Annotated in this window: 12 protein-coding genes; 9 read left to right on the top strand and 3 right to left on the bottom strand. The window is 45.3% G+C overall.

Annotation, left to right across the window (positions count from 1 at the left end):
• Positions 1-231 precede the first annotated feature (231 nt).
• Both BM358_RS21215 and BM358_RS21210 read right to left on the bottom strand, forming a co-directional pair.
• Positions 232-3,081, bottom strand: a complete 2,850-nt coding sequence (locus BM358_RS21215) for an alpha-amylase family glycosyl hydrolase (RefSeq protein ID WP_028541753.1) — start codon at positions 3,079-3,081, stop codon at positions 232-234.
• A gap of 768 nt (positions 3,082-3,849) precedes the next feature.
• The gene (locus tag BM358_RS21210) at positions 3,850-4,563 is read right to left on the bottom strand and encodes a beta-glucanase (RefSeq protein WP_028541754.1); all 714 of its coding nucleotides are present in this window, start codon (positions 4,561-4,563) and stop codon (positions 3,850-3,852) included.
• Between the two features lie 500 nt (positions 4,564-5,063).
• Here BM358_RS21210 and BM358_RS21205 point away from each other — a divergent pair, with 500 nt between their 5' ends.
• From BM358_RS21205 to BM358_RS21185, 5 genes are all read left to right on the top strand, one after another.
• Positions 5,064-6,041 carry a LacI family DNA-binding transcriptional regulator gene (locus BM358_RS21205; protein ID WP_023990435.1) on the top strand — a complete coding sequence of 326 codons (978 nt, stop codon included), beginning with the start codon at positions 5,064-5,066 and terminating at the stop codon, positions 6,039-6,041.
• A 164-nt stretch (positions 6,042-6,205) separates the two neighbouring features.
• The gene (locus BM358_RS21200; RefSeq protein ID WP_028541755.1) at positions 6,206-7,531 is read left to right on the top strand and encodes an ABC transporter substrate-binding protein; all 1,326 of its coding nucleotides are present in this window, start codon (positions 6,206-6,208) and stop codon (positions 7,529-7,531) included.
• A gap of 59 nt (positions 7,532-7,590) precedes the next feature.
• Positions 7,591-8,475 carry a carbohydrate ABC transporter permease gene (locus BM358_RS21195; RefSeq protein WP_028541756.1) on the top strand — a complete coding sequence of 295 codons (885 nt, stop codon included), beginning with the start codon at positions 7,591-7,593 and terminating at the stop codon, positions 8,473-8,475.
• Positions 8,475-9,302 (top strand): carbohydrate ABC transporter permease, encoded by an 828-nt coding sequence (locus BM358_RS21190; RefSeq protein ID WP_025723176.1) that lies wholly within the window; start codon positions 8,475-8,477, stop codon positions 9,300-9,302. Before BM358_RS21195 ends, BM358_RS21190 begins: the two co-directional genes overlap by 1 nt.
• Positions 9,303-9,385: 83 nt before the next feature.
• Complete coding sequence (locus BM358_RS21185; protein ID WP_049828436.1) at positions 9,386-10,801, top strand: glycoside hydrolase family 32 protein; 1,416 nt, start codon at positions 9,386-9,388, stop codon at positions 10,799-10,801.
• Positions 10,802-10,875: 74 nt separating this feature from the next.
• On the opposite strand, the gene BM358_RS21180 is transcribed toward BM358_RS21185, so the two are convergent.
• Positions 10,876-12,063 carry a macrolide family glycosyltransferase gene (locus BM358_RS21180; RefSeq protein ID WP_028541758.1) on the bottom strand — a complete coding sequence of 396 codons (1,188 nt, stop codon included), beginning with the start codon at positions 12,061-12,063 and terminating at the stop codon, positions 10,876-10,878.
• 199 nt (positions 12,064-12,262) lie between these two features.
• Between BM358_RS21180 and BM358_RS21175 the strand changes: the two genes are divergently transcribed.
• From BM358_RS21175 to BM358_RS21160, 4 genes are all read left to right on the top strand, one after another.
• On the top strand, positions 12,263-12,457 hold the full coding sequence (locus BM358_RS21175) for an H-type small acid-soluble spore protein (RefSeq protein ID WP_028541759.1): 195 nt from the start codon (positions 12,263-12,265) through the stop codon (positions 12,455-12,457).
• 19 nt (positions 12,458-12,476) lie between these two features.
• Positions 12,477-12,647, top strand: coding sequence for a hypothetical protein (locus tag BM358_RS26590; RefSeq protein ID WP_007432293.1), 171 nt, complete (start codon positions 12,477-12,479; stop codon positions 12,645-12,647).
• Between the two features lie 249 nt (positions 12,648-12,896).
• Positions 12,897-13,622 (top strand): FadR/GntR family transcriptional regulator, encoded by a 726-nt coding sequence (locus BM358_RS21165; protein ID WP_023990426.1) that lies wholly within the window; start codon positions 12,897-12,899, stop codon positions 13,620-13,622.
• A 47-nt stretch (positions 13,623-13,669) separates the two neighbouring features.
• A complete protein-coding gene (locus BM358_RS21160) occupies positions 13,670-14,854 on the top strand; it encodes a M20 metallopeptidase family protein (protein ID WP_028541761.1) in 1,185 nt (394 codons plus the stop codon).
• Positions 14,855-14,857 lie beyond the last annotated feature (3 nt).

Genomic DNA, 14,857 nt, shown 5'->3' with positions numbered 1-14,857 from the left:
CCGGTCAGAACCCGTTAATACTTGATGGTTGTTGGTCATTAAATATACGGAGGAATGTACGCACATAGAAGCTGTCGTTGGTGCATCTTGGTTCACTCCCCATCCGTTAAAAATTTAGTCCAGAGCAATATCCTGACTCTCTCTCTTGGATATACTTTTTAATTGGAAGCAACCTTAGCACGGTGCAATACCGAACTGAGGTTGCTTCAGTTAACTAAGACATACTGCCGTTTACTTCAGATAGGTTCCCGTTTCTCCAATTCCACCGCTGCCATTCAATACATATACCCTTGCGTTTCCTTTGCCGGAGCATGTCAGGGTAATCTTGCCATCAGTAACGGTTTTGGAATTACCAGTCACCGCATCCACATAGGTTCCGTTCGGAATTCCGGTAAATGTGGCGTTTCCTGAAATCGTGACCAATGCAAAGCTGTCAATGCCTTTGGCGCTGTCGGTATATCTTCTCTTAAACGCCAGATTGCCCGTTACATTCTCTGTGGAATACTGTCCTTTTTGCAAGGCGGGAACAGCTCTTCTGATTAAATTAAGCTGTCTGATATGTTTGGCCAGAGGATGGTTGAGCGATTCCGCAAGCGTGCCGGTAGCATTTGTGTATTTGCCGTAATCTTGTACTGTAACACTGCCTTCCATGTGATCGCCGTAATAAGCCCGTCCCGTTTTGCTTAGCGGTGCGTTTGGACCCGGATCAATGACAGCCCCCTTTTGGAATTCGATTTCGGAACCATAGAAGATAGCGGGTATTCCGCGGAAGGTGAACATCAGATCGAGATTCTCGGCCCAAGTGTCCTGTGTGCCCGCAAATCTTTGATTTTCCGGAGCCTGGTCGGGCGCATAGTCATGCGAGTCGATATAGGTTACATTCCAGGTAGCATCATTATAGTATTGATCACCACTTCTCATATTGAATGCTTCCTGCGCGGTCTTGAATGCCCAATGCATCGGAAAATCAATCACATCCATGCCCGATTTCATTGAATAGTCAGGCGTATGATAGGTATTTCCGTTTAAGAGAGCATTGTTCGAGGTTGGCTGTCCTGCTGTAGTAGAGTTGTCCGCCCACTCTTGTTCAACCGACACTTTATTGGAGGCGTAATCATTCTTTCCATCGCCCGGATACGATTTCGAGCTTTTCCAAGTATAGAATGGCGTCGAGATCGCCGGAATTCCACTGTTCCAGACATCTCTGTAACGGGTGGCTACTTCTCCAAAAATATAGAAATCCGAGCCACCTCTTGTCTTCCAGGCAGGAATATAGTATTTATTGAAAATATACCGGCTCACATGCTTCACCGTATCGACACGGAAAGCGTCAACACCCATGTCTATATAGTGATTGTAGGTATCAATTAAATATTCGTTAACTGCAGGGTTTTCCGTGTTCAAATCCACGCAATCTCCCGCTATCTGACCAGTTTGGACAGTATAGGATTCCCAGGAGAGGCTTTTCTCTGTATGGTAAATGTTATTGTTCGTTTCCGCGTTCTTCATTAAAGCGAGCCTTGCCTGATACTGCTGATCGGGTGTCATAGTATTATAGTTTGACGGCAGCTTATCCGTAGTTTTCACCAAGTTGTTAGCCGTATCCGGTTTAGCCGGATCTTTCTTGAACATGGGGTACAGATTCTCTTCACCGAAATTACCGGTATGATTGACAACGATGTCTTGAATAACCTTCAGCCCTTTGGCATGGGCCGCATTGATCAAATCCTGGTAAGAAGCTCCCGCTGATTCATATCTTGGGTCTACTTTGGCGAAATTTATTGCATGGTAACCATGATAATCATAACCGCTGGCATTCTGCACAACAGGTGTAATCCAGACGGCGCTGAATCCGAGGGCTTTGATATAATCGAGCTTTTGAATCAGCCCCTTAAAGTCCCCTCTCCAAGCTGGGTCCGAATCCGGATTACGCGCCTTGGCATCATCCCATGCGTGCATGTTGTTGCTCGGATCACCGTCATAGAACCGGGAAGTAATCACGAAGTAAATAGTATCTTCCCGAAAATCACCTTTATTTCCAATATTATAAACAAAGCTTTGTTTGGTTTGATTGCCAGCGCCGTCTATAACGAGAAATTTTAATGTCGTGGTCTTGGAAATAAGGATGGACGGTCCGGTCAATCCGGCCATAGCGTTGCCGAGGATATATACTTTCGAGCTTATGGTTGGTTCCGTACCATCGTCCGTGTAGTATGCCTTGGTCGTTGCCGCCTTGTTATCATTTAGGTTGAAGGATACAGTCACCGAGGAATCGGAATGTCTGGTAGGCAAATTCGCTGTGATTGTCGGAGCTTGCAGATCTGAATTCAGGTCAATCATATAAGCGAAAGAGGATGCATTTCCAGTTTGACCGATTGAGTTGACACCGAAGGCCTTAATGGTCAAAGAGGAAGCAACTTGGATTGGAGAGGTATACAAGGTAGAGGATGTCGTAGGTGTCGAGCCGTCTATCGTATAGTAAATCTTATCGTCACTGTTGGTGCTGGAAAGCGTCACCGATTGGGACGAATCATATGTTTTGGGTACAGGAGAGGCGGAAATCGCCGGAATTTTAGGCATTTCCGGGCTGGTATCATACCATGTGTTATCTGTGTAATACCAGCCCTCTTTCACACTGCGGGACAAGTCGGCCGTCTGTTTGCCGCTACCGTCATTAAAGATGAGACTTGAGCCTGTGGCCTCGGCAATGGTGTAGCTGTACCAGTCGTTTCCATCCGACTTCATCAGGATTCCCGGCCACGCTCCGCTTATCGGAACGGTTGTCGGATTCAGATTCCAGTAATGGATTCGAATCGCTGAATTCCAGCTTGAAGGTTTCTTAAAGTGAACCGTTAACCCAGTTTGAGTTGATTTAGGTATTGTGGTAGGTGCATACGTTGCGGTAAAGGTAGACGTGATCGAAGCGGTTGTAGAGGGAAGGGTAGTCGCTGTGGAATTCGTGTAGGTGGCTGTATAATCGGTGCTACTGGCCGAAGCTACGCCGGGTAAACCGAAGAAGTTGAAGCAAAGCGACAAAATAATCAACCAAGAAATAAAACTCCCAGTTTTTTTTCCTAGCAAGTTAACAACCTCCTGATAATATTTAGTGGAATAGATAATGCAACCGGTTGCATTAAAAATAAAAAAAAAAGAAGACATTTATTTTGATAAAATGGATTCTTTGATCGCCTCCTCCGTGGTATATATGGAAAATAATCATTGTACGCGCTTACAAAATAAACTATGAGAAAAGCCCATTCACACAGGGCTCTATACCAATGATTTTTTCCTTTTATGATTATATCATCCATACTTTTACTGGTCAATGAATTGCTAGGGACATATTTCAAACCTAAGCTAGCCTGTTCATAATTGAAGCCAACGTCCAAAAAGCCTTGAAAGGCACATGTTAATGTATCAAAGCGAGTCGCTAAGCAGATGTCAATAAGCAGTATATGGTCAGGAAAGAAAATAGAAAACGCGAGCGTGAGTATCCTAAGGTGGAATGGACAGCAATATAAGCTTGAACTTGAAGCTGAACCGGGGATGATTCCTTCAAACGTAATACTTGTTGTCTGACTTCCCTTCATTAAAGTTGGTTCCTGAGTTATAAACCGATTGGAGTTACATGACCCCTTTCCTGTATTGGTATCTTTAAAGTAATTGAAGCAGGAAAATGCTAACCATCCGCAAACATATGGGTTAAACAGAGGATTTATTAAATACCTGATTATATTCAGCTGCGCATCGGTGATCGCCAGCTTTGAATAGATTTCCAGCGATTTTATTCATGGCCGAATGCATCATCAAAAAAAACAGCCACTACAGGGCTGCTTTTGGTACTATGGGCTAATTGCTCGTGTATTTTACCCAATCATATTCAGCGTATAGCGGATTCGCTCCATTATACGAACCTAGCCAGTCGTCAACGCCAGTGCCATTCCATAAATTCATCATAATCTTGCCTGGCGTGCTTGGTATGTTTGTAGTTGCCGTATGCTTTAGAACCCCGTCAACATACCACTTAATGTACCCTGGCTGCCAATCAAAAGCATAGGTGTGAAAGCCTTTTGATGCATCGAAGCCCAGATCTACAATCTTCTCGTGACCACCGACCCCGTTTGTATAATAGTTGAATTGCACTTTTGTCGTGTCTTTGCCTAAAAATTCAATATCTATTTCATCCCATTGCGTGCCATCAGTAGGTCCCGTATACGTAAAAAAGGAAGATACGATCCCTATATTTTTAGCCGGCTTCATGCTGACCTCGTATAAGCCGTATCTGTAAGTGTTCGTCGATCGATACTCTCCGCAGTCAAATTTATTGTACGCAGAACTTGTTAAGCCAAGCTTCATTTTGCCATCGTTCGTAAAATTGACATTATTGGCACGCCAAGTGCAATTAAACATGTTCCCATTGGAATATCCATCCGCTTTTTGCCATGCACCAGAATTGAAACCATTAAGTGGTTCCCAAAAAACATTCCCCGCATAAACGCTTACCGAAAAAAACAGAGAGACAATTCCAGTTGCCAGTAAAGTAAACCAAGATTTCTTCTTCATTTTACACCTCCATAAAAGATTGACCAAACATGAAAGAAACGGCTGGCAATGATACATTATTTCAAGTATTGACCGGCTTACCGAAAAAAATATAAAACGCTTCCATATTTGGTATCTTCATTGTAGCTTGAAATTGAGGCGTAGACTATAGCAAACTTAACGCTTGAAACATAATTTAAAAAAACCTAAATTTTATCAAGTTGTGGTTTAAAAATGCACCGCTGGGCCGCTACGCTACTCACCCCGATAACCAGAGCCCTTACGTCCGGCGGGGAAGTTGAATCCAAGAAGGATGGTTAAAGAAAAGATAGCAAGACCTTTTTAAGGGGGCCTTGCTATCATTATGGTTTAGAGCAATTGTGACCTTTAATTTTGGATTCGCAAAGTTCAGTCACCTAACATTTACGGCCATTTTGAGGCCTTCCGTTATGTAAGGTTGTTGAAATGATGAGGAGAGAGTATAGTTTGTATGTATTTATTTTGTGCGGGAAGAGGTTAATATGGCGACAATTCATGATGTAGCATTAAAAGCGGGCGTGTCAGTCACTACAGTATCCCGTGTAATGAATAACCGAGGATATATCAGCGAAACTACACGCAAAAAAGTGTTTGACGCAATGGAGGAGCTTAATTATCAACCGAATGAAATAGCACGATCTCTGCTACGTAAGCAGTCCAATATTATTGGCCTTATTATTCCCAATGTCTCGCATCCTTTCTTCGGTGAGCTTGCCAATCAGGTCGAGTATTATGCCTATCAGCATGACTGCAAGGTCCTGCTGTGCAATTCACATATGGATCCCGTGAAGGAAAAAGTATATATCGATATGTTGAAGCGGAACCGGGTGGATGGCATCATTATGGGTAGCCATACATTAGAAGTAGAAGAGTACCGACATTTGAATTCACCGATCGTGACGTTTGATAGGCAGATCGACCCGTATATTCCTTACATATCCTCGGATAATTATCGCGGAGGCGAGCTGGCTACGGAGCTGCTCATTCGCAAAGGCTGTCAGAAAATTGCGCATATCTGCGGAAATCTGGAGCTGAACATGCTATCCAATGAGCGGACCAAAGCATTCCGGGATGTCGTGGGCAGGAATGGTGTCGAGCATGTGATCGTTCAAACAGACTTGAATGTGTTCGATCAGAAGGAGTACGAGCGAATCATTTCAAAACTCGTTCATGAACATCCGGATGTGGATGGAGTGTTCGCAACAAGTGATATTATTGCCGCTTTTGCGCTGAAAGAATATATTCGCGCTGGAAGGCATGTGCCAGAGAATGTGCGCATTGTAGGCTTCGATGATGTAAGCGTTGCTTCCTGGCTGACGCCGGAACTTACATCGGTAAGACAGCCGATTGCAGACATCGGCAGACTGGCGGTCGAGCTGATCCGCAGGCAGGCGGAAGGGGAGCAGGTGCAACCTGTCAATCTGCTGCCTGTTGAACTAATTGAGCGTGCAACGACCTGAATGAAAATCTGTTCCTCTAACAAGGGGAACAGATTTTTTTTAGTACATGTTAAAAATTCAACATGTCAAACGATTGACACAAGTTAAACCTTTGACATATAATCCGTTTGTAAGCGTTTTATTTAAGTGTTCAGAGCCATTATATAAATAAGGGGATGACAACAATGAGGAAATTCAAAAGAGTTCAATGGATGGTAATGCTGCTTCTTTTGGTTATGGTGGTGTCTGCATGCAGTGGCTCCGGAGGAGAAGGTAATTCGGCTTCTGGAGGGGGAACAGGGGATTCGAAAAATGTGAAAATTACGCTTTTGAACTCCAAAGGCGAAATCCTTCCACAGCTGGAGGAAGCCGCTAAGGCGTTCCAGAAAGACAATCCGGGCATTACTGTTGAAATCCAGCCGGTTCCGACTGGTGGTTCTCCTTTTGAGCGTGCCTCCGCATTGTATGCATCAGGAAACCCGCCCACCATGATCATGCTAGATACAGGTGATGTTGAGAAATTCAAGGACCGTATCCTCGATCTAAGTGGGGAAAAGTGGAATGCGGACACTGTTAAAAACGCTACCACTGCTACGACATTTGATGGTAAAAATTACGCGTTTCCGCTGGCTGTTGAAGGCTACGGATTCATTTACAACAAAGCCGTTGTAGATAAAGCGGTAGGCGGAAGCTTTGATCCCACCACAATTAAAACCCGAAATGACCTTGAAAAACTGTTTCAGCAAATCGAGACATCCGGAAAGAAAGCACTGGTGATTTCATCAATGGACTGGTCCCTGGGCGCTCATTATTTGCCTCTTGCTTATGCAGGCCAGAACAAAGACATGGCTGAAGTAGACAAATTCATGGCGTCACTAAAAGCGGGCCAGGCGGACTTGGCTAATAATCCTGTATTTAACGGACTTATGGATACATTCGACGTCATGATGAAATACAATATCGATCAGGCTTCTCCGCTAGCAGGAACTTATGAACGCGGACCGGAACTGCTCGGCAAAGGTGAAGTTGGCATTTGGTTCATGGGCAACTGGGCATGGCCGCAAATCAACAGTTTTGATACCGCTAACAAAGAATATGGTTTTCTGCCTGTACCAATCAGCAACAATGCCGATGACTACGGCAATCAGGAGATTTCGTCTGCTGTATCCAAGCGCATTGTTATTGACAAGGAGAAGGCTACTCCAGAACAGCAAGAGGCGGCGAAGAAGTTCCTGAACTGGATCGTCTATGAAGCGAAAGGCCAGGATTTCCTCGTGAACCAAGCAAACATTATCCCGGCGTTCAAAAATATTACACTGCCTGCGGCCGACCCGCTTGGCAAGTCCATCCAGGATTATATCGCAAAAGGCAAGTCAGAGCAGTCGATGAGTATGCTGCCTGCCGACCACTGGTCCAAGACAGGATCTTCCATGCAAAAGTATCTGGCGAAACAGGGTGATCGCGCAACACTGGTTAAAGAAATCGAAAACTACTGGAAGACCGCAAAATAAGGTTGTTTTCAAATTACCCGGAATAGAGAGAGAAATCAGGGACAAAGAGAGGGATCATCATGATTGCGGAAAAAGGAGTATGGAATCGGCTGCGGACGCGGCTGCTGTTTACCGGACCAACCTTGTTTGCCTTCATAACAGTAATGATCATTCCATTTTTGTACGGCATCTATCTGACGTTCACAAACTGGGATGGTATTTCCACCACACTATCGCTGGTTGGCATCCAAAACTATCTGGCTGTTTTTAGAGATATTGAGTTTTGGAAATCGTTCGGCTTGACGCTCAAGTATGTGTTTTATACCGTTGTTCTTATCAATGTGATCGCTTTTATGCTGGCTTATGTGCTGACAAAAGGGTTAAAAGGACAGAGTATTTTCCGGGCGGGATTTTTCCTGCCCAACCTTGTCGGCGGCATTGTACTCGGTTTTATATGGCAGTTTATATTCAACAACGTGCTTGTCTATTTGGGACAACATGCCAGCATACAGTCGCTCAGCACGACTTGGCTGGCTGATCCCGACAAAGCGTTCTGGGCACTCGTGATTGTAACCGTGTGGCAGAACGCGGGTTACATGATGGTCATTTACATCGCGGGATTGACGGGTGTGCCGAATGATATTATGGAGGCCGCAAGCATTGATGGGGCGAACAGCTGGACCAGACTGCGGAAAATGGTGCTGCCCTTGATGGTTCCTTCTTTCATCGTATGTATATTTTTGTCCCTGCAGCGCGGTTTTATGGTCTATGACGTGAACCTTGCGCTCACGAAAGGTGGGCCGTTCAGCAGTACTCAAATGGTGTCGATGCATGTGTATGAAAAGGCATTCCTTTCCCGTGATTATGGTGTGGGGCAGGCAGAAGCATTCGTGTTGTTCCTGATGGTTGCTCTCATCACTCTGCTTCAGGTTTATTTTAGCAAGAAGTTGGAGGTGGAGGCGTAATGGCAAGAAAAAGAGTTGCTTCCTCCGTGATCAAATTCATTGTGTTGACAGTCATACTCATATTGTTCATCGTACCGTTCGTCTTTCTGCTGATCAATTCGTTCAAGGAAAACATGGCCATCACCTCAAATCCGTTATCGCTTCCAGAGAGCTTCAGTATGGTCAATTATATGAATGCATTCGATAAAATGAATTATATCGCTGCCTTCACCAACTCATTGGTCATAACGGTGTTAAGTGTTCTGTTTATCTCACTGTTCGCGGCGATGACGGCTCATTATTTTGTCAGAAACAACACCAAGTTCAACCAATATACATTTATGCTGATGGTTGCATCCATGATCATTCCATTCCAGGCTATCATGATTCCATTGGTGAAAATCTACGGGTCCCTTGATCTGCTGAACAGTAAGTGGTCGCTGATTTACATGTATATCGGTTTTGGCAGCTCGCTGGCCGTCTTCATTTATCATGGTTTTGTAAAGAGTATTCCAAAGGAACTGGAGGAAGCGGCGCTAATTGACGGATGCACGCGGTTTCAGACATTCTTCCGGATCGTGTTTCCGGTACTGATGCCCACGACGGCCACCATTTCCATTCTCAATGTGCTGTGGATCTGGAATGATTTTCTGCTGCCTTCCCTCATTCTGGTCGATCCGGAGCAAAGGACACTTCCATTGTCCACGTACAACTTTTATGGAACCTATACAGTGGATTATGGTCCATTGATGGCAAGTTTGGTACTGACGATATTTCCGATCATTATCATCTATCTGTTCGCCCAGAAGTATATTATTCAGGGTGTTATGCAAGGTTCGATTAAATAACTGCAGGGGAAGGATGCTTTATCAAACAGACTAAAGCGTATACGAGAGAGCGTGCAGATCAATTTATTTCCCAATCGAAGCATATGCTTCGGCCGGATTATCGGCTGAACTACCACTTAATGGCTGAATTCGGCTGGATGAACGATCCGAACGGCTTCATTCAATATAACGGGCAGTATCACTTGTTCTATCAACATTATCCGTATAAATCAGTATGGGGACCGATGCACTGGGGACATGCAGTCAGCCGCGATCTTATGAAGTGGGATTATCTGCCGATCGCTTTGGCACCGGACGGTGAGTTCGACCAGGATGGCTGCTTCTCTGGCAGTGCGATTGAGCAGGACGGGAAGCTTGTCCTGATGTATACCGGACATGTTGTAACCGGGCCTGACAAAGATCAGGATTACAAGCAGTCGCAGGGAATTGCAGTATCAGAAGACGGAATAACGTTCGAAAAGTGGGAGGGCAACCCGGTCATCGGTTATGACGCTGTACCGGACACGATCAGCCGTAAAGACTTCCGTGACCCTAAGGTGTTCAGACACGAAGGTCAATATTACGCCGTTCTCGGTTCTAATGATGCGAAAGGGAACGGACTTGTACTGCTTTACCGTTCTGAAGACCTGAAAAGCTGGACGTATGTCAATGTACTAGCCGTGAGTGACGGACGCTTCGGCGATAATTGGGAGTGCCCGGATCTGTTCCCGCTCGGTGGTCGGCACGTATTTATGCTGTCCCCGCAGCGCATGCCTGCGCAGGGGGAGGCTTACCGCAATCTGCATTCCACCATGTACGGTATAGGTGATTTCAATTCCGCTGCCGGAACATTTACGGCAGAGCGGTATGCTCAGGTGGATCACGGATTCGATTTCTATGCCCCACAGTCAACCTTGGATGATAAAGGGCGGCGTATCGTCATCGGATGGATGGATATGTGGGAGTCGGAGATGCCGACCCAGCAGGGGCACCATTGGGCTGGTGCGATGAGTCTTCCGCGGGAAGTGGTTATCGACGGCGCCAGGCTGCTGTTCCGTCCGCTTGAAGAGGTAAAGAATTACCGATGCAATCTGTTCGAGCAGCGGGATATCTTACTGACAGGTGAGCAGATTATGGACACGCGCGGAGATAGCTACGAACTGAAGGTCGTATTTGAGTTTGTGGCCAGTAACACCGATGAATTCGGTTTAAAACTGCGGGTGGGTAGCGAAGAGGAGACTGTACTGTCGTATCGTCCCGATGACGGTCTGTTCCGTTTCAACCGTGAACGTGCTGGTATAGGCCCAGGAGGAGAGAGAAGAGTGCCTTTGGGCTTACACGAGGGCCGTCTGGAGCTTCGGGTTTTTGTCGATAAAAGCTCGGTGGAAATATTCATCGGCGACGGTGAATACGTCCTCACAGGAAGAGTGTATCCGGGAGTGGAATCTACGGGCATTCGAGCGTTCGCGAGCGGAAAGTGTACGATTGCTTCGTTTCAGAAGTGGGATATATCCACATAGAAATGCATGACACACAGGAACCCGACCATTGATGGTCGGGTTCCTGTTTTTTTGTAGGATTGTAATTGTGTGATTTACACAAGCTTATTTTGAAGATAGGCATCAATTTTTGCGAGGGCTTCTTCTGTACCGCCAGATTGCTGGAAGCTATCGTTTATTTTTTGTACGCCCTCTCTATACGCTGCGTTCGACATTACCTCATGTACGGCACCTCTTAACGATTGTACATTGATTTGGTCTTTGGTTATTCGATAGCCAGCTTGAAGTTCTGTTAACCGCTGCGCGACCATGGGCTGATCCTTGTCCTGAGGCAGTACAACCAAGGGTACATTAAAGTGAATCCCTTCATTCACACTGTTCATTCCACCATGAGTAATAAATACATCTGAATGACGTAGTACCTCCAATTGGGGAACATAGGGCGAGATGATAAAGTGCTCTGGGGCTGGATTGATTTTCGTAAAGTCAGCTTTCTCGCCAGCTGCAATCACGACGATACCTTCAAAATCGGAAAAAGCTTCAATACAGGTGTTGAAAAAGTCCTCAACATGATCCAAAACCGTTCCCATCGAAATATACAGAACTTTTTTATCTTGTAGTGCGTCCAAAGGAAATGAATTTTCCCCTTTGCGTTCTGGGAAGCTGGGACCAATAAAGAGATTCTCTTCACCAAAGCTGTCAGCGTCTGGTTGGAAATATCGACTGGTATATACAACATTCAAAGCCCCTGTATTGCTCATAAATTGAACCATATTTTCGGGAGCAACACCGAACCTTTCTTTCATGAGCTGCAGTGAGGTCGTGGCCTGTTCATCAAGTTGAAACGGCTCATTTCTATTAGAGCGAAAGAGATTGGTAGCCATCCGATTCTGCGAAATCAGAAAAGATGGGGAGGAAGCAATACCAGGGATTTTCAAATAGTCTCTAACTAACTCGCCAGCTCCGAATCTATCATAGAATACAAAGTCAAAATCAATGCTTTCAGACAGCTGCTGGGTAATGGCTAAGATGTCCATTGAAGTCTGGATATGGATATTCATAAATGCGTTCAGTCCTGCCGAAGTATTGGTATTAATGGAAGCAGTCCTGACCAGATCAGAATGCAGGTGAACCTTCGCTCCAACGGCTTCGAGTCTGTCCTTGTATTTCTCAGTTGTAATGTAATGTACTTGGTCCCCTCGTGCTGCAAAGGCTTGCGTCATCCCGATCGTAGGGTTTACATGTCCTTCTGCCGGAAAGTTAACCATTAATATGTTTAACATTCATCATTACTCCTTTTCTCTACAATTAAGATCGCAGTTTTCACTGAATCTCTCAATCCATAATAACAATAATATTTATTTTTTCAAATGATATCCTTTCATGATCATGAAAAACATGTTGGCATGAAATGTGTATAACAAATATTTACCTCGTGCATAGTAAGGGGGAACTCTACTTAGCAAGGGAGGTTTTTTCTAAGTGAACGTTCAAAGAGCGCAAGAAATAGCGTCCTCTTCCATAATGGCGAATGTGTTGTGTGATGGGTTACCCATTTATATTCAGCATGTGAACGAGCAGAGTGAGACGGCACGCATTTATACGCTGAACCATCCAGAAGAGGAACGGGAAGTACCTTTGTACACGTTAACGGAAAGAGATCAGGTACTGGAATAAGAAAGGAGCGATATGAAAAATGAAACCAAATCAACAGAAAGTAGTCGAGGCAGACCGTTTGAATTTTCGTGACCAGACGGATGATGTGGTTAGAGAAGTGCCGGCCACGACGGATGCCAGCGAAGCAGTTGCAGCAATGACCTCACATATCAATAAATACGATGTACCGGATGAGTTGGAGGAGAAATAGAGAATGACCGAGCGCGCACAGGATAACCTGTTGCGTGCTATTTATATGATGCATAAGGATAACCAAAGATTTAGCAGCTCTGTAAGGGGCTGCTTCTTTTTATTGTTTCGAAAGCATCATAAATATTTTAAAAAAAGTATTGCATATAGGTTTACTAGGTATTATGATAACAACAACAGATTTATATTTTTTTGTTTTTCACAATGGTATAAGGTTTAGACCTTAAAGATTTATGATCGGAGTGTTCATATGTTAATCCAAACTCCTCTGCGCTTTGAAAAAGTATCAGCTAAAAAAGTGAGTGATTTTATTAGAGAGCAGTTGGAAGAGGCTATTATTTTAAAGGAATTGCTTAGCGAGGAGCAACTACCGACAGAACGGGAACTCGCAGAAATATTTAATGCCAGTAGAATTACAGTTCGTGAGGCGTTATCTCAATTGGAATCCAAGGGACTCATTGAAAAGAGAGTAGGTGCCAAGGGAGGGACCTTTGTTCTTCCAGTGACAGCAAACTCTCATAAACGTACCCGGGAAGAAATTGCAAAAGATTGGGAGCACATGCTGAAGGTCTTTGAATATCGGATGATTGTGGAGCCAGAGGGTGCTTTTTTAGCGGCTGCGCGGATCACCACGGATGAACTGGACCTGCTTCAGCATTACCTGGAACAGAGCATTGAAGCGGACTGTACCCGAGAATGGTTTCGGGCCTTGGATGTTAAATTCCATCTGGCCATTGCCAAAGCATCTGGCAATCCATTTTGTGAAGATGCGGTTAGGCAGATTCGTACCAAGATTAACCCGGCACTTGATCTCATGCCCTATGATGATCAGATTCGGACGGTGAATTACGACGTCCATACAGAAATTTTGAGTGCACTTCGGGCACGAGATGCTGAGAAGTCGCGGGAAATGATGAAGCATCATATCGGACATTCCGCAGATGCCATTTATGCAAGAGTAGTTGCAAAAGGCTAACGATATCATACAGAAAAGAATACGATTCGAGTGGGGAGGGTGCAAACATGAACATACACGAGCTTTTGGCTTTATCTAGACCACTTCAAGAGCAATTGATCACATGGCGAAGGGATTTTCATCGCCATCCTGAAACGGGTTATGAAGAGATTCGAACATCGGGCATTGTAGCCGAGCACTTGCGTAGTCTCGGGTTGGAGGTGACAACCCAGGTAGGGAAAACCGGGGTTGTGGCTCTGTTACGGGGAAAAAGCCCAGGGCCTACCATCGGTCTAAGGGCAGATATGGATGCATTACCGATTCAGGATCAAAAAACGGTTCCCTATCGTTCGGAGATCCCAGGTAAGGCCCATTTATGTGGGCATGATGCCCATACAGCCATACTGATGGGAACTGCACAGTTACTTGCTCATTTGGAGCGACCTGAAAGAGGAAATATCAAATTTGTCTTTCAGCCGGCTGAAGAAGGTTTGGCAGGGGCCAAGGCTATGATCGATGACGGTGTATTGGAGAATCCAAAAGTGGATGCGATGGCAGGACTACATATGTTCCCGGGTCTGAAGACAGGAACACTGGGGGTCAGCAAAGGGGTCGCTTTTGCATCGGCAGATAGCTTAACCATTAAGATTCTAGGCAAAGGCGGTCATGCTGCCCGTCCACATGAGGGAATAGACGCCATTGCCGTGTCCGCGCAGGTTATTTCTGCCCTACAAAACATTTCAAGTCGTATGGTTGATCCCCTTGAAACCATGGTCATTACGATTGGCAAAATTAGTGGCGGGTATATGGGAGCGGCCATTGCACCGGAAGTAGAGATGATCGGTACCGTGCGTACCCTATCTGCGGAACTGCGTAACCGGATGCCTGAGCTGATCGAACAGGTGGTCCGTGGGGTGTGTGAGTCGTTCGGAGCTGGATATGAGCTGAGTTATCAGCAGGGCTACCCGGTTGTGCAGAACGACCCGGATATGGTCGATCTGATGACGGAAACGAGTGAGCAATTGTTTGGCTCCAAGGAGTGGGACTACATCAAACCGTCAACAGGCGGGGAGGATTTCGCTTTTTATTGTGAACAGGTACCCGGCGTGTTTTTCCGGTTGGGATGTGGGAGAGGTGATGAAGATACTAGCTATCCATTACATCATCCCAGATTTGATTTAGATGAAATGGTACTGCCTTATGGGGTAGCCATGATGTCGGCCATCGCGCTGAATTTTTTGAAGACAACATAAAAT

This window comes from Paenibacillus sp. cl130 (genome assembly GCF_900116035.1).
Classification (GTDB): Bacteria; Bacillota; Bacilli; order Paenibacillales; family Paenibacillaceae; genus Paenibacillus; species Paenibacillus polymyxa_B.
The sequence above is the reverse complement of the archived record's forward strand: the minus strand, read 5'-3'. Positions and strand labels throughout refer to the sequence as shown.

Excerpts from the sequence above, each read along its gene's own strand:
- BM358_RS21210 (WP_028541754.1), bottom strand. The coding sequence starts at position 4,563 with ATGAAGAAGAAATCTTGGTTTACTTTACTGGCAACTGGAATTGTCTCT.
- BM358_RS21205 (WP_023990435.1), top strand. The coding sequence starts at position 5,064 with ATGGCGACAATTCATGATGTAGCATTAAAAGCGGGCGTGTCAGTCACT.
- BM358_RS21200 (WP_028541755.1), top strand. The coding sequence starts at position 6,206 with ATGAGGAAATTCAAAAGAGTTCAATGGATGGTAATGCTGCTTCTTTTG.
- BM358_RS21195 (WP_028541756.1), top strand. The coding sequence starts at position 7,591 with ATGATTGCGGAAAAAGGAGTATGGAATCGGCTGCGGACGCGGCTGCTG.
- BM358_RS21190 (WP_025723176.1), top strand. The coding sequence starts at position 8,475 with ATGGCAAGAAAAAGAGTTGCTTCCTCCGTGATCAAATTCATTGTGTTG.
- BM358_RS21185 (WP_049828436.1), top strand. The coding sequence starts at position 9,386 with ATGCTTCGGCCGGATTATCGGCTGAACTACCACTTAATGGCTGAATTC.
- BM358_RS21180 (WP_028541758.1), bottom strand. The coding sequence starts at position 12,063 with ATGTTAAACATATTAATGGTTAACTTTCCGGCAGAAGGACATGTAAAC.
- BM358_RS26590 (WP_007432293.1), top strand. The coding sequence starts at position 12,477 with ATGAAACCAAATCAACAGAAAGTAGTCGAGGCAGACCGTTTGAATTTT.
- BM358_RS21165 (WP_023990426.1), top strand. The coding sequence starts at position 12,897 with ATGTTAATCCAAACTCCTCTGCGCTTTGAAAAAGTATCAGCTAAAAAA.
- BM358_RS21160 (WP_028541761.1), top strand. The coding sequence starts at position 13,670 with ATGAACATACACGAGCTTTTGGCTTTATCTAGACCACTTCAAGAGCAA.